Origin of the sequence: Flavobacterium sp. RSSB_23, from assembly GCF_051547145.1 — a bacterium.
Classification (GTDB): Bacteria; Bacteroidota; Bacteroidia; order Flavobacteriales; family Flavobacteriaceae; genus Flavobacterium.
In genome coordinates this window covers 643,193-664,319 of sequence record NZ_JBPTTO010000002.1, presented here as the reverse complement: position 1 = coordinate 664,319, position 21,127 = coordinate 643,193, and the positions used below count along the sequence as shown (strand labels likewise).

Annotated in this window: 15 protein-coding genes; 12 read left to right on the top strand and 3 right to left on the bottom strand. The window is 36.0% G+C overall.

The features are described from left to right. Positions 1 to 352 precede the first annotated feature (352 nt). The 5 genes from ACSVH9_RS06340 (at position 353) to ACSVH9_RS06320 (ending at position 7,997) form a co-directional block, all read left to right on the top strand. Entirely contained in the window at positions 353 to 1,372 is a 1,020-nt protein-coding gene (locus ACSVH9_RS06340; RefSeq protein ID WP_315171136.1) for a pyruvate dehydrogenase complex E1 component subunit beta, read from the top strand. Between the two features lie 128 nt (positions 1,373 to 1,500). After that, positions 1,501 to 4,002, top strand: coding sequence for a DUF5686 family protein (locus ACSVH9_RS06335; protein WP_438062966.1), 2,502 nt, complete (start codon positions 1,501 to 1,503; stop codon positions 4,000 to 4,002). 85 nt (positions 4,003 to 4,087) lie between these two features. Beyond that, positions 4,088 to 4,696 (top strand): DNA-3-methyladenine glycosylase family protein, encoded by a 609-nt coding sequence (locus ACSVH9_RS06330; protein WP_438062965.1) that lies wholly within the window; start codon positions 4,088 to 4,090, stop codon positions 4,694 to 4,696. A 103-nt stretch (positions 4,697 to 4,799) separates the two neighbouring features. After that, positions 4,800 to 5,330 carry an inorganic diphosphatase gene (locus ACSVH9_RS06325; RefSeq protein ID WP_438062964.1) on the top strand — a complete coding sequence of 177 codons (531 nt, stop codon included), beginning with the start codon at positions 4,800 to 4,802 and terminating at the stop codon, positions 5,328 to 5,330. Between the two features lie 114 nt (positions 5,331 to 5,444). Continuing rightward, positions 5,445 to 7,997, top strand: a complete 2,553-nt coding sequence (locus ACSVH9_RS06320; protein ID WP_438062963.1) for a sodium-translocating pyrophosphatase — start codon at positions 5,445 to 5,447, stop codon at positions 7,995 to 7,997. 156 nt (positions 7,998 to 8,153) lie between these two features. Here ACSVH9_RS06320 and ACSVH9_RS06315 read toward each other — a convergent pair whose 3' ends face one another. Together ACSVH9_RS06315 and ACSVH9_RS06310 are read right to left on the bottom strand one after the other, a co-directional pair. Continuing rightward, on the bottom strand, positions 8,154 to 8,768 hold the full coding sequence (locus ACSVH9_RS06315) for a deoxynucleoside kinase (protein WP_300977927.1): 615 nt from the start codon (positions 8,766 to 8,768) through the stop codon (positions 8,154 to 8,156). Further along, the gene (locus ACSVH9_RS06310) at positions 8,768 to 9,568 is read right to left on the bottom strand and encodes a hypothetical protein (RefSeq protein ID WP_438062962.1); all 801 of its coding nucleotides are present in this window, start codon (positions 9,566 to 9,568) and stop codon (positions 8,768 to 8,770) included. Before ACSVH9_RS06310 ends, ACSVH9_RS06315 begins: the two co-directional genes overlap by 1 nt. Before the next feature lie 111 nt (positions 9,569 to 9,679). Between ACSVH9_RS06310 and ACSVH9_RS06305 the strand changes: the two genes are divergently transcribed. Then, entirely contained in the window at positions 9,680 to 10,591 is a 912-nt protein-coding gene (locus tag ACSVH9_RS06305; protein ID WP_159687821.1) for a GLPGLI family protein, read from the top strand. 197 nt (positions 10,592 to 10,788) lie between these two features. Further along, a complete protein-coding gene (locus tag ACSVH9_RS06300) occupies positions 10,789 to 13,491 on the top strand; it encodes a carboxypeptidase-like regulatory domain-containing protein (protein ID WP_438062961.1) in 2,703 nt (900 codons plus the stop codon). A 274-nt stretch (positions 13,492 to 13,765) separates the two neighbouring features. Here the strand turns inward: ACSVH9_RS06300 and ACSVH9_RS06295 are convergent, their stop codons facing one another. Beyond that, complete coding sequence (locus ACSVH9_RS06295; protein WP_438062960.1) at positions 13,766 to 15,013, bottom strand: ABC transporter permease; 1,248 nt, start codon at positions 15,011 to 15,013, stop codon at positions 13,766 to 13,768. A 164-nt stretch (positions 15,014 to 15,177) separates the two neighbouring features. Between ACSVH9_RS06295 and purH the strand changes: the two genes are divergently transcribed. The 5 genes from purH to mrdA all read left to right on the top strand — a co-directional run bounded on the left by purH (position 15,178) and on the right by mrdA (position 21,116). Next, a complete protein-coding gene (purH, locus tag ACSVH9_RS06290) occupies positions 15,178 to 16,704 on the top strand; it encodes a bifunctional phosphoribosylaminoimidazolecarboxamide formyltransferase/IMP cyclohydrolase (protein ID WP_438062959.1) in 1,527 nt (508 codons plus the stop codon). Between the two features lie 44 nt (positions 16,705 to 16,748). Then, entirely contained in the window at positions 16,749 to 17,777 is a 1,029-nt protein-coding gene (locus ACSVH9_RS06285; RefSeq protein ID WP_159687832.1) for a rod shape-determining protein, read from the top strand. A 63-nt stretch (positions 17,778 to 17,840) separates the two neighbouring features. After that, positions 17,841 to 18,668, top strand: a complete 828-nt coding sequence (gene mreC, locus ACSVH9_RS06280; RefSeq protein WP_159687835.1) for a rod shape-determining protein MreC — start codon at positions 17,841 to 17,843, stop codon at positions 18,666 to 18,668. Beyond that, the gene (locus ACSVH9_RS06275; protein WP_438062958.1) at positions 18,661 to 19,167 is read left to right on the top strand and encodes a rod shape-determining protein MreD; all 507 of its coding nucleotides are present in this window, start codon (positions 18,661 to 18,663) and stop codon (positions 19,165 to 19,167) included. The genes mreC and ACSVH9_RS06275 overlap by 8 nt, the downstream gene beginning before the upstream one ends. Next, positions 19,164 to 21,116: a penicillin-binding protein 2 gene (gene mrdA / locus ACSVH9_RS06270; RefSeq protein WP_438062957.1), complete on the top strand. Its 1,953-nt coding sequence runs from the start codon at positions 19,164 to 19,166 to the stop codon at positions 21,114 to 21,116. The genes ACSVH9_RS06275 and mrdA overlap by 4 nt, the downstream gene beginning before the upstream one ends. The last annotated feature ends 11 nt before the right edge of the window (positions 21,117 to 21,127 follow it).

Genomic DNA, 21,127 nt, shown 5'->3' with positions numbered 1-21,127 from the left:
TGACAAATTTAAAATAATAATTGGAATATTTACTATGCATGCATAATATTTTTTCAAAACTATTACGATTTCGCTGGAGGCTAGGTATTCTCTAGATAAACTTACGTAAAAAGAATTCTACGGCTTTGAGTATTGACTGTATTTGTATTGTTTTTAACAATTTTATTTTTATTTGTTTCAAATTCCCAATTCCTATATGTATGAAAAAGTGTCTTTTGAACCTCATCCCTAGCCCAGATAGGAGCGACATCCTCTAGTGGAGGGGTTCGCCACTAGAGATATAGCGGATAGCTGGAAATAGCTCCTAATAATTTTAAACCTATTTTATGCTTTAAAGTAGTTTAAAATATTTATTTTTGCTGTTCGAAAAAACACACATAGATATTATAATATGAGAACGATACAATTTAGAGAGGCGATTTGCGAAGCGATGAGTGAAGAAATGCGTCGCGATGAGTCCATATACTTAATGGGTGAAGAAGTTGCTGAATACAATGGTGCCTACAAAGCATCGAAAGGGATGTTGGCCGAATTTGGTGAAAAACGAGTAATCGATACTCCTATTGCAGAGCTTGGTTTTACAGGTATTGCTGTAGGTTCAGCCATGAATGGATGTCGTCCGATTGTAGAATACATGACCTTCAACTTTTGTATGGTTGGTATTGATCAAATTATTAATAATGCTGCCAAGATGCGTCAAATGTCTGGTGGGCAATTCAATATTCCAATTGTTTTTAGAGGACCAACAGCTTCTGCTGGACAATTAGGAGCGACGCACTCTCAAGCTATCGAGAATTGGTTTGCGAATACTCCAGGTCTAAAAGTTGTAGTACCTTCAAATGTATATGATGCCAAAGGATTGTTGAAATCAGCCATTCGTGATAACGACCCTGTTATCTTTATGGAATCAGAGCAAATGTATGGCGACAAAGGTGAAGTGCCAGATGGAGAATACACTATTCCGTTGGGAGTAGCTGATGTGGTAAGAGAAGGAACCGATGTGACAATTGTTTCTTTTGGTAAAATTATTAAAGAAGCGTTCAAAGCAGCTGATGATTTGGCAAAAGAAGGAATTTCTTGTGAAGTAATCGATTTGAGAACGGTTCGTCCAATGGATACAGAAGCGATTTTGAAATCGGTTAAAAAAACGAATCGTTTGGTAATTTTAGAAGAAGCTTGGCCTTTTGCTAGTGTGTCTTCAGAGATTACGTATTTGGTTCAAGAGCAAGCTTTTGATTTCTTGGATGCACCAATTCAAAGAATCACAACTGCAGATACACCAGCACCTTATTCTCCTGTTCTATTGAAAGAATGGTTGCCTAATGCTGATGACGTTGTGAAAGCAGTTAAAAAAGTATTGTACAAAAAATAAGAGTTGTTAAAAAGCATAAAATAGGTTTTTTTTAACATTCGTAGTGGCGGTTTAAGACTACTACTTGTCATCTAATTATTATATTTGGGGCTTCATCGATACGCATTCGATGGAGCCCTTTTTTTACTATGAAAAAATCAATTTTATATTTCTTTATACTCGTATTTGCAATAGTCAGTGTTGCAAAAGCGCAAACTAAGGTTAGTGGTATTGTGGTCGATAAATCCAATCAACCTATTCCCTATGCTAATGTTGTTTTTAAAAACTCTAATGTAGGCATTGTAACCAATGAAGATGGTCGATTTTACATTGAGTCTCCACAGACTTATACTGTGTTAGTAATTACCTCAGCTGGCTTTTCTGACAAGGAAGTGACCTTAGAAAAAGCAGTAAATTACAATTTCAAAATTGTATTGAAGGAAATGCAAGAATTGAATGAAGTGGTTGTTTTTACTGGGAAAACGTCAAAGAAAAACAACCCCGCCTTAGATATTTTGCGCAAAATTTGGGAACGCAAACGCAAAAATGGTTTGTATCAATTCAATCAATACCAAATGGAGAAGTATGAGAAGATTGAATTTGATATGAACACTATCGACAGTGCTTTTATGAAGAATAAAATTTTCAAAGGGATGGAATTCATCTTCAAGCAAGTGGATACTTCTAAAGTTACTGGAAAAACCTATTTGCCTATTTTTATCAACGAAGCTTTGTATGATGTGTATGGAGACAATACCATCAAGAAAGTCAAAGAAATCAATAAAGCCAATAAAACCTCTGGATTTAATGGAAATCAGCAAATCCTAGCTTTTGTCAAAGATTTGTATTCTGATTACAATATCTATGACAATCACTTGACTTTTTTCGACAAAAGTTTTACCAGCCCGCTTTCTAGAACAGGGATTGATGTCTATAATTATGTGTTGCGTGATAGCGCATTAATTGATAACAAGTGGTGTTTTAATATTGTTTTTTATCCAAGACGTAAAAACGAATTGACCTTCAAAGGAGATTTTTGGGTAAACGATACCACTTTTGCCATCAAGAAAATTAATATGGCGGTAACCAAGAGTGCCAATATTAACTGGGTAAAAGATATTTACATCGAGCAAGAATTTGAGGTAATGAACGACTCTGTTTTTCTTTTGACTCGAGATTATTTGATGTCGGATTTTGCTTTGAACAAAAAAGAAAAATCAAAAGGTGTTTATGGCAAAAGAACCTCTTTTTATCGCAATCACGAGTTCAATAAGCCAAAACCCACTTCTTTTTACAAAGACGAAGTCAATTTTATAGACAACGAAGTTTACAACAAGTCAGAAGAATATTGGGAGGAGAATCGCTTTGAAAAGCTTTCCAAAGACGAAAAAGGCGTGTACAAAATGCTCGACACCTTGCAAACCGTCAAAAAATTCAAGCAATTGTACAGTTTGGTTTCTATCTTAGGAAGTGGTTACATAGAGTTCAACAACTTTGATTTTGGTAATGTTTTTTCAACGTTTGGCTTTAACGAAGTAGAGGGTATTCGTCTGCGTCTAGGCGGAAGAACGTATTTTGGGCCTAATGACCCGTGGCGCGTTCAGGCTTTTACGGCTTATGGCTTTGATGACCAAAAATTCAAATATGGTGTTTCAGGAAAATGGATGGTCGATAAGAAAAAACGAATCATCATTTCGGGAGGAAATCGCCGAGACATTGAACAAATTGGTGCCAGTTTGACCACGACTAATGATGTCTTGGGACGAAGTTTTGCGTCTTCGGCTTTGTTCACTACAGGAAGTAACGGAAAGCTTACAAACATTAACCTGACCAGTTTCTCATTCGAAATAGAACCTTTTAAGAACTGGACCTTTCAAACCGGGATTTCTCATCGAACATTGGTTTCGGCTTCGCCAACCTTTAGTTTGGATTATTATACCACTTTGCCCTCGGCTTCGAATCCTGCGGGTGTCACTAAGAGCGAGGTAAAACAGTCCGAAGCAAATCTTCAAATTGAGTACACACCTAACCGAAAAACTATTGGTTTTGGGGTAGAACGCGATATTGTAGACAGTCCGTATAGTCGTGTTTTTGTTAATTTCAGCCACGGATTCAAAGGCGTTCTAAACAGCGATTTTAGATATGATAAAATTCAGGTGTATTACAAACAGCCTTTCATTATCGGACCACTCGGAAGAACCAATTTAATTTTAGAAGCTGGAAAAACATTTGGCACCATTCCTCTTGGTTTGATGAGCGTTATTCCTGGGAATCAAACGTATTTCAGTATTGAGAATACGTTCAATAATCTGAATTTCTACGAATTTATAAGCGACCAATACGTAACCTTGCAATGGAATCACAATTTCCAAGGGCGTTTGTTTGCACGTATTCCGTTTATGCGAAAACTCAATTGGCGTGAAGTTGTAGGTGTAAAAAGCGTTTACGGAACAATTTCAGATGCCAACCGAGCCATCAATGCCTCAGGTTTACCCTATGTCGCTCCAGAGAACATTTATTGGGAATACAGCGCCGGAATTGGAAATATTTTCAAAGTATTTAGAATAGATTTTGCTTGGCGCGGTAGTTATCTCAACACACCCGATGCGCAAAATTTCACGGTCAAAGGAACCTTTGGGTTTAATTTTTAGGAGCTAATCCAGCTGTACGCTATATCTCTAGTGTCGAACCCCGCCACTAGAGGATGCCGCTTCCATCTGGGCTAAAAAATCGATTATGCAAGAACCTTTTTCGTTATTAATTACCCAAGAACCCATTTTCAAGACTATAGTTGAAAAGTACGGTTTGCCTACAATTCCACAACGCCCCGAAGGTTTCGAGACACTCGTACTCTTGATTCTAGAACAACAAGTTTCAATTGATTCAGCCAAAGCGACTTTTTTGCGAGTAAAAGAAATCGCAAAACCCTTTTCTCCAGCAATGGTTGTGCAACTTAGTGATGAGCAATTGAAGGCAGTGGGTGTTAGTCGTCAAAAAATATCCTATATCAAAGCTTTGACTGCCGCACTCCTTTCAAAAGAATTGGTTTTAGAAGAATTGTCATCACTTTCTCCCGAAGTGGTTCGCGAAAAATTAATCAAAATAAAAGGCATCGGTCATTGGACTATCGATATTTATTTGATGTTTTCGCTTCAAGCACCAGATTTGTTGCCTCTTGGTGATATAGCCGTGGTAAATACTTTCAAAGAATTATTTGAGATACACGACAAAGAGATGATGGAGCAACGTGCACAACATTGGCAACCTTATCGTTCATTTGCTACCTATTTATTATGGCATCATTATTTGTGTAAGCGCAACCGAAAAGTGGTCTACAATCCCTAATTAACGAAAACGTTATAGTTATATATCCTTATTTTTTTCTTGTAAAAACGTTCGGTTTGTATACTTTTGCAAAAAATTTATAAAAAGCTAAGACTTAATAAAAATGACTGCAGACAAATTAAAAACTTTCGATGTATTAATCGAAATACCAAGAGGAAGTAGAAATAAATACGAGTACGATTTTGCTATCAAAAGAATGCGTTTCGACAGAATGTTATTCTCTTCTATGATGTATCCAGCAGACTACGGATTTATTCCCGAAACATTAGCCCTAGATGGCGACCCATTGGATGTATTGGTATTGGTAAACGAGCCAACTTTTCCTGGATGTGTAATGGAAGTAAAACCAATTGGAGTTTTTCATATGGCAGACGATAAAGGACCAGACGAAAAAGTAATCTGTGTACCGGTTTCTGACCCAATTTGGAATTCATTAGAAAATCTTTCAGATGTGAATCCACACTTGTTAAAAGAGATTGAACATTTCTTTCAAGTTTACAAAGATTTAGAGCACAAGAAAGTAGATGTAGAAGGTTGGGGAGATGTGAATGAAGCCTATGCTATCATCAAAGAATGCACGCAGCGTTTTGATGATATCGAAAATAAACCAGAAGGATTATTTAGTATTAAATAAATTTACCCTTCATTTTTTATAAAAAAAGCAATACTCAGCAATGAGTGTTGCTTTTTTTTGCTTAAATTCGTTACCAACTAGATTTTATAATTAATCAAAAAATAACATTTTTTTATGAATACATTTATGATTTATGTGCCAATTTTTATGGCGCTTATTGGACTTATGTTCATGTTCGCAAAACGAGCCTGGGTGCTCAAACAAGATGCTGGTGACGGCAAAATGAAAGAAATATCAGATTACATTTATGAAGGGGCTTTGGCCTTTTTAAAAGCAGAATATAGATTATTAGCTGTATTTGTCCTTTTAGCAAGTGCAGTATTGGCAGGGATAACTTTCTTGCCTGGCGTAAAAACCCATTTGTTAATAGTTATCGCCTTTATCTTTGGGGCATTTTTCTCAGCTTTGGCTGGAAATATGGGAATGAAAATCGCCACTAAAACCAATGTAAGAACTACTCAAGCCGCACGTACTAGTTTACCTCAAGCTTTAAAAGTGTCTTTTGGTGGAGGAACTGTAATGGGATTAGGTGTAGCCGGTTTAGCTGTTTTAGGGTTGACCGGTTTTTTTATTATCTTTTTCAGAATCTTTATGAATGGAGAATGGACGTCTACAGAAGACATGACGATTGTTCTAGAAACCTTAGCTGGTTTTTCGTTAGGAGCTGAATCTATCGCTTTGTTCGCTCGTGTTGGTGGTGGAATTTACACCAAAGCAGCCGATGTTGGTGCCGACTTAGTAGGTAAAGTAGAAGCTGGAATTCCAGAAGATGACCCAAGAAATCCTGCTACAATTGCAGATAACGTTGGTGATAACGTAGGTGACGTTGCTGGTATGGGTGCCGATTTATTTGGTTCGTATGTAGCGACTGTATTGGCGGCAATGGTTCTTGGAAACTACGTGATTAAAGATATGGGTGGTAAAATCGAAGATGCCTTTGGCGGAATCGGTCCAATATTATTACCAATGGCGATTGCTGGATTTGGAATTTTGTTTTCTATCATCGGAACCATGTTGGTAAAAATCAGCAGTGATGATGCTAAAGAAGCACAAGTTCAAAAAGCATTAAATATTGGAAACTGGGTTTCTATTGTTTTAACCTTAGTGTCTTGTTACTTTTTAGTACAATATATGTTGCCTACGACTATGAAAATGGAGTTTTATGGCGAAGGAATGAAAGATATCGACTCAATTCGTGTTTTCTACGCTACGATTGTTGGTTTGGTTGTAGGTGGAACTATTTCATCTGTGACGGAATATTATACAGGGCTAGGAACAAAACCAGTTATGGCGATTGTTCAAAAATCAAGTACAGGTGCAGGAACTAACGTCATTGCTGGTTTAGCAACAGGAATGATTTCAACCTTCCCAACGGTTTTATTATTTGCAGCCGCAATTTGGGCTTCTTATGCTTTGGCAGGATTTTATGGTGTGGCTTTAGCTGCTTCAGCAATGATGGCTACTACTGCTATGCAATTAGCAATCGATGCATTTGGACCTATCTCAGACAATGCAGGTGGAATTGCTGAAATGAGTGAGTTACCAAAAGAAGTACGTACAAGAACAGATATTTTGGATTCTGTTGGAAATACAACCGCTGCAACTGGAAAAGGTTTTGCGATTGCTTCTGCAGCATTAACTTCATTGGCTTTGTTTGCGGCTTATGTAACTTTTACAGGAATTGATGGAATCAACATTTTCAAAGCTCCTGTTTTAGCGATGTTATTTGTGGGTGGAATGATTCCAGTGGTTTTCTCTGCTTTAGCAATGAATTCTGTTGGAAAAGCTGCGATGGATATGGTGTATGAAGTACGTCGTCAGTTCAAAGAAATTCCTGGAATTATGGAAGGAACTGGAAGACCAGAATATGGTAAATGTGTGGAAATTTCAACGAAAGCCGCTTTACGCGAAATGATGTTACCAGGTATTTTAACCATTGGTTTTCCAATCGCTATTGTGTTACTTGGTAAATTAGTTTACGGTGATAACAACCAATTGATTGCTGAAATGTTAGGAGGCTATATGGCTGGAGTAACTGTATCTGGAGTATTATGGGCAGTTTTCCAAAATAATGCTGGAGGTGCTTGGGACAATGCTAAGAAATCTTTCGAAGCAGGGGTTATGATTAATGGAGAAATGACGTACAAAGGTTCTGATGCACACAAAGCGGCGGTAACTGGAGATACAGTTGGAGACCCTTTCAAAGATACCTCTGGACCATCTATGAATATTTTAATCAAATTGACTTGTTTGATTGGATTAGTGATTGCTCCAATTTTAGGAAGTGGGCATTCTGATACGGTTGCTACGGCGTCTTGTTGCGCAGGTGGAGCTACAAAAGAAATGATGTGCGAAGCCAAAAAATGCGACCCTGCAAAAATGGCAACAATGACCAAAGACGAGTGCGCAGCGATGTGCAAGGAAAATGGTTGTTCAGAAGAATGTACCGCCAAATGTTTGTCTATGTACGATGCTGATGGAAAATTTGTGGGCGAAAAAACACAAACCATCAAATTGACTACTATGAAAGATGTTCGTGTTGAAATGACCAATGAAAACGGGAAAACCAAAGCTACAGTGACCACTACAGCCAATGGAACGACCACGACGCAAACTTTCGAAGGAACCGAAGAAGAAGTGAAAGCGAAAGTGCAAGCTTTGAAATAACACCATTACTATGTCAAGTTAATTGCTTTGGCACTAGTTCAAACTACAAACACCTCACAACATTATTTTGTTGTGAGGTGTTTTTTTATCCAATCAACAAAAAAGCCTTGCATCTGCAAAGCTTTTAGTTTTTATAAATCTTAGTAATCTGTGTTTCTAAAACAATCCGTTCAATTCTGCGTCAATTCGGTTAATGATATTACCTAAGTCTTCTGGATTGTCTACAAAATTGATATTGTCTACATCAATCACCAAAAGTTTTCCTTTCGTATAACTTTGAATCCACGCTTCGTAACGTTCGTTCAAGCGGCTCAAATAATCAATAGAAATAGAGTTTTCGTATTCGCGTCCGCGTTTGTGAATTTGTCCTACCAAATTAGGAATGGAACTTCTTAAGTAAATCAATAAATCTGGTGGTTGCACCATCGTTTCCATCAATTCAAATAAGGAAGCATAATTCTGAAAATCTCGATTGGTCATTAATCCCATAGCGTGCAAATTGGGTGCGAAAATATGAGCATCTTCGTAAATGGTGCGGTCTTGAATGATTTTTTTACCGCTTTGACGGATTTGCATTACTTGACGAAAACGACTGTTCAAAAAATAAATTTGCAGATTAAAAGACCAGCGTTCCATTTGGTGGTAAAAATCATCCAAATAAGGGTTGTCTACTACGTCTTCGTAATGTGGTTCCCATTTAAAATGTTTCGACAATAATTGTGTTAAGGTAGTTTTTCCTGAACCTATGTTTCCTGCTACTGCTATGTGCATTACGGTAGTATGATTTTAAAATTATAAATTCCTTCGGTTGTAAAAATAGATAAAATTTGGGCTTGGTAATAGAATTTTTCAAACCTTTTTTCAGGAAGCTGAAGTAGTGTACTTGCCCACGATTTATCTTTTTGTCGGCTCAATAGTGTTATTTTTTGGTCCAAACTGTAAAGTATTTGGTTGGAGCTGATGATTTGAAGTTGGTCAGCATTTGGAAATTTTCCTAAGTTTTCGATGGCACCAAACAACGAGCAAGCGTAGCCTTCTCCACTGTCATCCATCCATATAAAGGAATTAAAGTCGGTGGTGTACTGCTTGATTTTTCCAGCAAGAGGTGTGCTAATAGTTTTGTACTCGTTTTTGAGATAGTCATACAATCCGATTTGTTGATTGAGGTTGTTGTACACCCACAATTGATTTTGACCCGCAATACCTACGGCAGTTGCATTGATTGGCGTAGGGTGCTCCGAAAAATTAATCTTCTGACTTTCGTTGAGTTGGTTATCGAGTAAAATGACGGTATTGAAATCCTCATAAAACAAAACTATTTTGAGTGGATTTTGAAGGTCGACTTTGGTGATTTTTCCTAAGGTTACGTTTTTATATTCCCAGTTTTCGGAGCCTTTACTTTTCTTGAAAACGTTATTTTCTATTGTATAGGCATAATCAAAAGCGTCGTGAGCCAAAAACGTGACTGTTTTGGGAGTGTTCGGCATTTCTTGCGTTGGAATCCCCTTGATTTGAGAATAGCATTGGGCAAAAAACGAAAATGCTATTAAAAATAGTAAATACTTCTTCATTTCGCTAATTTACAATTAAACCTTTTCATTTTTCTTAAGTCTATAGTTATTTATAAACTAATGCTGTAACAAATGAATTTGAATCTCGTCTTATTGAAAAATTTGGAAACTATGTATAAAATTATTTTGCTTTTGACCGCGCTTGTATTGAGCAGTATTGGGCTTAGAGCTCAGGAATTTCAAGGGATGGCAGTGTATGAGTCTAAAACGAGTACAGCTGATTTTAAGACCAGAATGGAAGGAAATAAGAATATTACTCCCGAAATGATGAAAAATATCGAGGACCGAATGAAAAAAATGTTTGAAAAAACATTCATACTCAATTTTGACAAATCGGCATCTATTTATAAAGAAGAAGAAAAATTAGACGCTCCAGGACAAGATGGCGGCGGCGGAATGCGAATGATGGCCTCTATGACTGGCGGTGGCGGAACGTATTACAAAAATGTAAAAGACAAAAGCTATACAGTGGACAAAGAATTTATGGGGAAAGAATTCTTGGTAAAAGACACGCTGACCAACCTAAAATGGAAAATGGAAGGCGAAACGAGAGTAATTGGCGGTTACAATTGCTATAAAGCGACTGCTGTTCGTCCGGTTAGTAAAACCGATTTTAGAAATTTTAGACCAAGAGACGAGAAAAAAGACGAGACTAAAAAAGACGCCACTGAGAAAGCGGGCGAACCAAAGAAAACCAGCTTTATGGATGAGTTAGACATTCCAAAAGAGGTGACAATCACAGCGTGGTATACCCCAGAAATTCCTGTAAACCAAGGTCCAGAAGGCTATTGGGGATTGCCTGGTTTGATTCTGGAAGTTAACGATGGTAAAACCGTGATTTTATGTTCTAAAGTTGTTTTGAACCCTAAAGAGAAAGCAGCTATAAAACCCGCCACGAATGGTAAAGTAATCAACCAAAAAGATTTTGACGAAACGGTGATTAAAAAAATGGAGGAATTCCGTGAGATGAATCGTGGAAGAGGCGGAAATAATGGTGGATTTAGAATGAGAATAGGAGGTTAATACTTCCTTTTTTAATTTAAAAATAACAACAAAAACAAAATAATGCCACCTTCTAGCCCCGGTGGGAGCGGCATCCTTTGCCTTTTTTCTTTACAAAAGGCAAAGATATAGCGGACGACGGGACTTTGCTGGTTCAAAAGCCCATTGTTGCTGCTCCAAAATAAAACACTACAACTAACCCATTCAATAACCTCTTTATGAAAGCATTGCTTCGAATTGCCTTTTTTCTTTTTACTACTTTATCTTTTGCACAAACCATTAAACTTGATGGTTTGATTACCGACTCTAAAAATGCGGGACTTGAAATGGCGAACGTAATGGCGGTGAATAAAACCACCAAAGCGATGGATGCCTATGCCATAACGAATGACAAAGGAAAGTTTACACTGAATTTGAAACCGAATACGACTTACCTAATTAAAGTGAGTTTTTTGGGGATGCAAAATAAAGAGGTCGAAGTAACTACAGCTACTACTAATTTAGTCAAAAATATTGCTTTAGACGCGGGTGGCATCGAATTGGACGGAGTTGAGATTGTACGTGAAATGCCAGTTTCTATAAAAGGAGACACGATTGTGTACAATGCCGATTCATTTAAATCGGGTACCGAACGAAAACTGGAAGATGTGTTGAAAAAATTGCCTGGTGTGGAGGTAAATGCCGACGGAGAGATTGAAGTGGAAGGCAAAAAGGTGACCAAATTGATGGTAGAAGGGAAAGACTTTTTTGATGGGGACACCAAATTGGGAGTAAAAAATATCCCTGCCGATGCGATTGATAAGATTCAAGTATTGCGTAATTACAACGAGAATTCGATATTGAAAGGGGTGGAAAACAACCAAGACAATATTGGAATGAATATCAAATTGAAATCTGGGAAGAAGAACTTTTGGTTTGGAGATATCAACGCGGGTGTTGGAGTAGCTCATAAAGAAAGCAGGTATGTGATTAATCCGAAATTGTTTTACTACAGTCCAAAGTACAGTGTGAATTTGATTTCGAATTTCAACAACATAGGCGAATTGCCATTGACCATTCAGGATTACTTTAAATTTACGGGAGGATTCCGTGGATTGTCAGCTAAGGGAGGTTCTAGTTTTAACGTATCTTCTAATGATTTGGGAATTGCTTTGGCAAGAAACAATAGAGCCAAAGAAATTGACACCAAGTTTGGCGCGACCAATTTCTCGTACAATGTAAATAAAGCTTGGAGTTTTAGTGGTTTTGGAATTGTTTCTTCTTCGATTACCGATTTAGAAACCATTTCTCAGAATAATATCTTGAAACCGAATTCCTCAGAAGTAGCTTCTACCGAAAATCGAAAAGAAGTAGCACACCAAACCAGTAATTTGGGTTTATTCAAGTTGAGCACGACCTACAAGCCGTCGACCAATTTTCAGTTGGATTATGATGTGTTGACCAAGTTGTCCAAACAAGATGAAAACACTTCGTTGCTTCGTGAATCGATAGTGCAGAACGTTTCGGCTACGGAATCTATTGCTACGCTAAAAGAGCAAGACCCAATATCGGTAAATCAGAATTTGAGTGCGTATTTTACCTTAAATGAAAAAAATGTCTTTGCGGTAGAAATGCAAAGTTTATACCAAGAGGAAGACCCTTTTTACAATGCTAATTTGCAATCTCAGCCCTTTATTTTAAGTGGTTATCAGCCAGGGCAAAATAGAAACGACATCAACCAAACCCGATTTGTAAAAACAAACAAAATCGATGCTAAGTTGGATTATTACTATATGTTGACCCCAAAAAGCAATATCAATTTGACTTTAGGCAATACCTATTCGTATCAAAATTTTAATTCCTCTATTTTTCAGCTTTTGGATAATGGCTCCGTAAACGATTTGAATGCTTCGGAGAATACTAACGATGTGGATTATCGTTTTAATGATGTGTTTTTAGGATTGCATTATAAGATTCTTACGGGAAAATTTACGTTTACTCCAGGAGTTAGTTTGCACAGTTACAATATGACCAATGCGCAATTAGGAACCGAATTCAGTCAGAAATTCTTCAGAGCCTTACCCGATTTTGTAGCAATTTACCAAATCAAAAAAGCCGAGACTTTGACTTATAATTTTTCGTATACCAACAATTTTACCGATATCAATAAATTGATTGAAGGATATGTTTTCTCAAACTACAACAGTTTAACTCGCGGTTTCAGAGGACTAGAAAATGCTACGGCGCAACAACATTCGCTGCGTTATTTCAAATACAATATGTTCAATATGGAAAACATTACCGCTTTTGTGAACTACACCAAAACGGTAGATGCCATTAAAACAGATGCTACTTTTGACGGGGTAAACCAAACGTCTGTGCCTTTTAACTCTCCTTTTGCTGATGAAACCATTTCGGGTCGCGCCTCTTATGGACGTTCGTTTTTGAAAAATTACAAAGCATCATTTGATACTAATTTGAACTGGTCGAAATTCAATAACAAACAGAACAATGTAACTATCGCTAATGAGAGTTTTACCCAAAGTTATACCTTGAGAGCGTCTACCAATTACAAAAGCCTGCCCAATTTAGAAGTAGGCTACAATATGGTAATCAATGACTATAATAATAATACTTTTTATACCGACCGCCCTTTTGCCAAGTTAGATTACTATTTCTTAGACAGTTTTTCTTTTGTGGCCGAATATGAGTTCTATCATTATTACAACAATGACAAAACGGTAAATAATGAATACGATTTTTTGAACGCTAGTTTGATTTACCAAAAGAAGAACAGCAAATTAGAGTATAAAATAAGCGGTACGAATTTATTGAATACTACCTCACTCAACGACGATAGTTTTTCGCAGTTCGCTACAAGAACTTCTCAATATACCGTACAACCTCGTTATTTGATTTTCTCTGTGAAGTATAATTTATAGAGGATAGCTTTTATATTAAATCACAAACAATCCTACATCGAAAAGACTTTTTGGTGTAGGATTTTGATTTTTATCAAGTTTTAAGAACAAAAACAGAGTGTAGTGGTTGAGTTTTGAAATTAAAAAAAGCCTTCTCGTTTATCACAACAAGAAGGCTTTCTGATTTTATTATAATGCTTTGAACTTACAATCCAAATGCAGCTTTTAATTAATCTACGAAATAAAGCCAATTCAGTAATCAAAAAAACTATTAGCTTTCAAGCTAGAATACAAATTACATCCCTGTTCGAATCGCCTCAACAGGGTCTAAATTGGCAGCTGAAATTGCAGGCAAAATTCCAGATAGCAACCCAATAAAAGCTGCAAGACTTGTGCCCAACAAAATATTTCCAAAACCTAGGACAAATTCAAAATCTAATGCGTTGGTCAAAACTAAGGCAATAATCCAAACAAAAAACAACCCAATTAAACCTCCAATTAGAGAAAGAATTATAGCTTCGAATAAAAACTGGAATAAAATAAATCGGTTTTTGGCTCCCAAAGATTTTTGAATTCCAATCAAATTGGTTCGTTCTTTTACAGAAACAAACATAATATTTGCAATTCCAAATCCACCAACTAATAAAGAAAACCCACTTATTATCCAGCCAACTACATTCATTTGCCCGATAATTCCATCAATAAAATCTGTAAAACCTGAGAAAACATTGATGAAAAAATTGTCGATTTCACCGGCCTTTAACCCACGAAAGGCTCTCAACTTTTGAATAATTTCACCTTTATAAGCTTCCATATCGACACCTTTTTCTGGTTTTAAAATAATTACGTTCGTCAAACCATCATTATTATCTCCATACAATTGACGAACAAAATTTACAGGAATAAATGCAGAGGTATCATCTTCATCAAAAATTCCAGAACCCTTTTTCTTTAAAACACCAATCACATTGAAACGCTTACCATACAAACGAACGGTTTTACCAATTGGGTCACTTCCTTCGAATAAAGATGTCGCAATTTCATTCCCTAAAACGATTACTGCGGCGCCAGAATTAGCTTCAGATTCATTGTAAAAACGCCCTTGCTCAAATTCCAGTCCTTGTATATCGATAAATTCATGTGAAACAGGAACAATATTCACATCACTAACGGTTTTTGACTCATGTTTAATAGATTCTCTTTTAGTAAAAATCTGATACGCCATCTGCTCTGTTTCTGTCATTGCGCCCTTCATGTAAATATATTCGTCATATTTTACATTAGGAAATTGTTCTCTTTTCCATTGTGGTATTTCTGTTGGACCGAAAGAAAACTTCATCAAGTAAATGGTGTTTTTATCCAAACTACTCAAGTCTTTCGATATTTTTCTGTCTAAAGAATCTACAGCAGCTAGCACTGCAATAATCGAAAAAATACCAATAGTAACGCCTAGTAAGGAAAGTAAAGTCCTTAATTTATTTGCCAACAACGCATTCATTGCAAAGCTAAAACTCTCTTTCAATAACCGAAGATATACTACCATAGACTTAAAAATTGGGTTAGGGTAAAATTCATTAAATTTAATTCAAAAACCTAATTAAAATAATACTTCAATAAGTACGAATTTAAATAAAAATGTTACAGCATTTCCTGTGATTTTATATATAAAAATTAACTATTTTTGCACTTTCAAAAAAACTACTACACATGAGCACTACTAAAAAAATACAATCGGCCTTAATTTCAGTATTTTCAAAAGACGGATTAGAGCCAATTGTTAGAAAATTACACGAACAAAACGTTGTTTTTTATTCTACCGGAGGTACCGAAGAATACATTAAAAATTTAGGTATTCCAGTAATTCCTGTAGAAGATGTAACTTCTTACCCATCTATTCTTGGTGGAAGAGTAAAAACTTTACACCCAAAAGTGTTTGGTGGTATCTTAAATCGTCAAGACAACGAGAGTGATGTGCAACAAATGAAGGAATTTGAAATCCCTCAAATAGATTTAGTAATTGTTGATTTGTATCCATTTGAAAAAACGGTTGCTTCTGGAGCAAGCGAAGCGGACATTATTGAAAAAATTGATATTGGTGGTATTTCATTAATTCGTGCTGGTGCCAAAAATTTCAAAGACACCGTAATTGTTTCATCAATGGACCAGTATGGTTTGTTTTTAGACATGATTACCAATCAAAATGGAAGTACAACATTAGAAGACAGAAAACTTTTGGCTACAAAAGCATTTCATGTTTCTTCTCATTATGATGGAGCCATTTTCAAATATTTCAATACAGACGAAACTATATATAAAGAAAGTATTCAGAACGGTCAAGTACTTCGTTATGGAGAAAACCCTCATCAAAAAGGATTCTTCTTTGGTGAATTCGAAGCTATGTTTAACAAAGTTCACGGAAAAGAGTTATCCTACAATAACTTATTAGACGTTGATGCAGCTGTAAACTTAATCAATGAATTTAAAACTGACGGACCTACTTTTGCGATTTTAAAACATAATAATGCTTGTGGCTTAGCAACTAGAACAACAATCAGTGAAGCATATAATGCAGCTTTGGCTTGCGACCCAACATCTGCTTTTGGTGGTGTTTTAATTGCAAATGCGACAATAGACATCGCAACAGCTACAGAAATAAACAAACTATTCTGCGAAGTTGTAATTGCACCTGCTTATGACGCAGAAGCTTTGACTATTTTACAAGAAAAGAAAAACAGAATCATTTTAATTCAAAATGAAGTAGCCTTACCAGAGAGACAAGTTCGTACTTGCTTAAATGGATTATTAATTCAAGACAGAAACAATATTACCGATAAAGCAGAAGACTTAAAAACGGTAACTATTACAGCTCCAACTGAACAAGAAGTGAAAGATTTGATTTTTGCATCAAAGGTTTGTAAAAACACCAAATCAAACACTATTGTATTTGCCAAAAACGGCACACTTATTGCTTCAGGTACTGGCCAAACCTCTAGAGTTGATGCTTTAATGCAAGCAGTAGACAAAGCAAAAGCATTTGGATTTAGCTTAGAGGGAGCATCTATGGCAAGTGATGCTTTTTTCCCTTTTCCTGACTGCGTAGAATTGGCAAAAAAAGCGGGCATAACAGCTGTAATTCAGCCAGGTGGCTCTATAAAAGACGAATTAAGTATCAATTATTGCAACGAAAACAATTTGGCAATGGTATTTACAGGAACACGTCATTTTAAACATTAATTTGTTTAACTTTGTTAAATAATTTTTACAATACATAAAAACGTATGGGATTTTTTGATTTCATGACTGAGGATATCGCGATAGACCTTGGTACCGCAAACACTTTAATCATTCACAATGATAAGGTAGTTATTGACAGTCCTTCTATTGTGGCAAGAGACAGAATATCAGGCAAAATCATTGCCGTTGGTAAAGAAGCCAACATGATGCAGGGGAAAACGCATGAAAACATTAAAACGATTAGGCCATTGAAAGATGGTGTAATTGCAGATTTTGATGCTTCTGAAAAAATGATCAGTATGTTCATCAAAAGCATCCCTGCATTAAACAAAAAAATGTTTACTCCAGCCTTACGTATGGTGGTATGTATTCCATCAGGAATTACAGAAGTTGAAATGCGTGCTGTAAAAGAATCTTGCGAGCGAGTAAATGGAAAAGAAGTTTATCTAATTCATGAACCAATGGCAGCAGCAATTGGTATCGGTATCGATATTATGCAACCAAAAGGTAACATGATTGTTGATATAGGTGGTGGTACAACTGAAATTGCCGTAATTGCTTTAGGCGGTATTGTTTGTGACAAATCTGTAAAAATTGCAGGAGATGTTTTCACTAACGATATTGTCTATTATATGCGTACCCAACACAATTTATTTGTTGGAGAAAGTACAGCTGAAAAAATAAAGATACAAATTGGTGCTGCGATCGAAGATCTTGAAACTCCACCAGATGATATGTCTGTTCAAGGAAGAGATTTATTAACTGGAAAACCAAAACAGGTTGAAGTATCGTATCGAGAAATCGCGAAAGCTTTAGACAAATCCATTCAAAGAATTGAAGACGCAGTAATGGAAACGCTATCGCAAACTCCTCCAGAGTTAGCTGCCGACATATACAACACCGGTATTTATTTAGCTGGTGGTGGATCAATGTTACGAGGACTTGACAAACGAATTTCTCAAAAAACTGACTTACCAGTTTACATAGCTGAAGATCCTTTGAGAGCAGTTGTACGAGGAACTGGAATGGCTTTAAAAAATATTACTAAATTTAAAAGTATCTTGATTAAGTAAGCGTTTTCTTCAGTTACCAATAAAAAACATTCGCTAATAACCACTTAATTATACCATTACAAAATGCAGCAAATATTTAATTTTATTACTAGAAACAGTTATAGATTACTGTTTTTGCTGCTTTTGGGTATATCATTAACACTTACAATTCAATTTCATTCTTTCCACAGAAGCAAAGTCATTAGTTCAGCTAATGTAGTTAGTGGAAGTGTTTACAAAGAAATAAACGAAGCAAAAGAATACCTCAACCTGAGAAAAGAGAATGACGATTTAGCCTTAGAAAACGCTATGCTAAGAAGTCTGCTTTTTCAAGTAAAAGATTCTAGTTTTATGAGCAAAATAGACAGCATAAAAGGAGTAAAACCCTCTGATATAGTTGTCGCAAAAGTCATCAAAAACTCCTATAGTGTATATGAAAACTACCTTACTCTAGATGCAGGTACCAAACAAGGCATTAAGCCTGATATGGGAGTTATCAATAGTTTGGGTATAGTTGGTATTACAGATGACACTTCAGAGAATTATGCTACAGTTGCTAGTATTCTGAATAAAAAATCCAGAATTAATGCCAAGATTAAAAAATCAAATCATTTTGGTTCATTGGTATGGGATGGTAAAAGCACGGGATTTGTACAATTAATTGACTTGCCGAGGCTAGCAGCAATCCGCAAAGGAGATACAATTGTAACTGGTGGACAATCCGTTATTTTTCCTGAAAACATTAATATTGGTACAATTGATAAAATTTATATTGACAAACAAACCAATTATTACACTTTAAGCATTAAGTTATTCAATGATATGACCAACTTAGGGCATGTTTATATCCTTAAAAGCAAAGGAAATATTGAAATGACTCAACTAGAAAACCAAAGAAAGAAGGATGAATAGCACGTTAATTGTCAATTTTTTCCGTTTTATATTATTGTTAGCAATACAAATTATTGTTTTCAATAATATGAATTTTTATGGCTACATAAGTCCCTTTCCTTACATACTCTTCATAATTTTATATCCTGTAAACGGTAACAAAACAGCGCTTCTTGCCTCAAGTTTTGTACTTGGACTGCTTCTAGATATGTTTACAAATTCAGGAGGAGTTCACGCAACCGCATGTCTTATTCTGGCTTATTTTAGACCATTTATATTTAAATTCTCTTTCGGCTTAAGTTACGAATACCAAACCGTAAAATTAAATGATGTATTGACCCCTGAACGTTTCTCATTCTTATTGGTCGCAATACTATTACATCATATTGTATTATTTACCTTAGAAGCTTTTGAATTTAGTTTTATTCTAGAAGTACTTCTAAGAACTTTATTGAGTTCCGCATTTACATTGTTATTAAGCATAACCATTATCTATCTTATTAAGCCAAATAAACGATGAGAAAAGTCTTGTTGCCTGCTTTAATAATTATCGCAGCCGCTCTGCTTGTACTTCGAATTTTCTATCTTCAAATCATTGATGACACTTTTAAACTAGAGTCAGAAAACAATGCTATAAAGATAAAATACGATTATCCCGAGCGAGGATATATCTATGACCGTTTTGGAAAACTCCTAGTGGCCAACCAAGCTTCTTATGATATCATGGTGATTCCAAGAGAAATCAACAACTTAGACACTTTAGAATTTTGCCAACTTTTAAATATTCAAAAAGAGGATTTCATAAAAAATATTGAAAAAGCTAAAGTATATAGTCCGAGGCTGCCATCTGTATTTTTATCACAGTTAAATAAAGTAGAATTTGCTGCATTTCAAGAAAAAATAAGAAACTATGAAGGTTTCTATTTCCAAAAAAGGTCATTAAGAGACTATGAAGCCGATTATGGCGCTAATATTTTTGGCTTTATTACCCAAGTAAACGACAACATCATTAAAAAGAATCCTTACTACAAAAGTGGGGATTTAATTGGAAAACAAGGTGTTGAAGAAAGCTATGAAGAAATCCTTAGAGGTATCAAAGGAGTTACTTACATACAAAAAGACAAATACAATCGTGAAATTGGTTCCTACAAAGAAGGTCGCTTCGACACTGTAGCAGTACCAGGTAAAGACATTACCCTAACCATTGATGCCGAAATCCAAAAATATGGGGAACAATTGATGGTTAATAAGAGAGGAGGAATTGTTGCCATAGAACCAAAGACTGGAGAAATTCTGGCATTAATTACAGCACCTTCTTATGATCCTGGCATTTTGGTAGGAAGACAACGTTCTAAAAACTACACCAAATTGTATCACGATTCAATCGCAAAACCCTTATATGACAGAGGCTTACTTGCAGAATACCCTCCTGGATCTCCTTTCAAAATTATGACTGGACTCGTAGCGCTTCAGGAACAAGTAATCGACGAAAATACTACTGTGGCTTGTCATCACGGATTTAGCTATGCAAGAGGTCGCTTTATGCGTTGTCACTGTAGAGGTGGACTGCTGCAGTTGCACCGAGGTATATATGAATCTTGTAACGCCTTTTTTGGAACAGCGTATATGAAAACCATTAATAAATATGCAAAACCAGGTTATGCAGTTGATGTTTGGAGTAAACACGTAAAAAGTTTTGGTTTGGGACAGTTTATGGGCTATGACTTACCAACAGGCCGTCGAGGAAAAATCCCGACTTCGGAAACCTATAAAAGAATGTATCCAAACGGAGGCTGGAGAAGTACCGCTATTGTTTCAAACGCCATCGGACAAGGAGAAGTGTTAATGACTCCTATTCAGTTAGCAAATATGATGGCAACTGTTGCAAATGAAGGTTATTATTACACCCCTCACATCATCAAAAAAATTGCAGGAACGACTATTGATAAAAAATTCACTACCAAGCACGTAACCACCATAGACAAAAGTCATTTCAAACCCATTATTAGTGGACTTTTTGACGTTTATAATATGGGTACAGCAGCTGGTTTGAGAGTGGAAGGAATTGACATTTGCGGAAAAACAGGTACTGCTGAGAATTTTGCCAAAATTAATGGGGTTAGAACTCAGTTAAAGGACCACTCTATTTTTGTGGCTTTTGCCCCAAAAGACAATCCTAAAATTGCTATCGCCATTATGATTGAAAACGGTGGATTTGGTTCTACTATCGCAGGACCCATAGCAAGTTTGATGATTGAAAAATATTTAAAGAAAAAAATCACAAGAACAGATCTTGAAACTAGAATATTAAATACAAGTTTACAAGGTCAATATGCCAAATTGGGAGGGTTAAATGAAGATGTAAAAAGAGAATTAAGAATTAAAGACTCTATTGCCCAACTCAAATTGAAAAAACAAAATCCAACACCTACTGCAGTTGTTAAAAAAGACAGTACTAAAAAAAACTAAATCATTTGTAA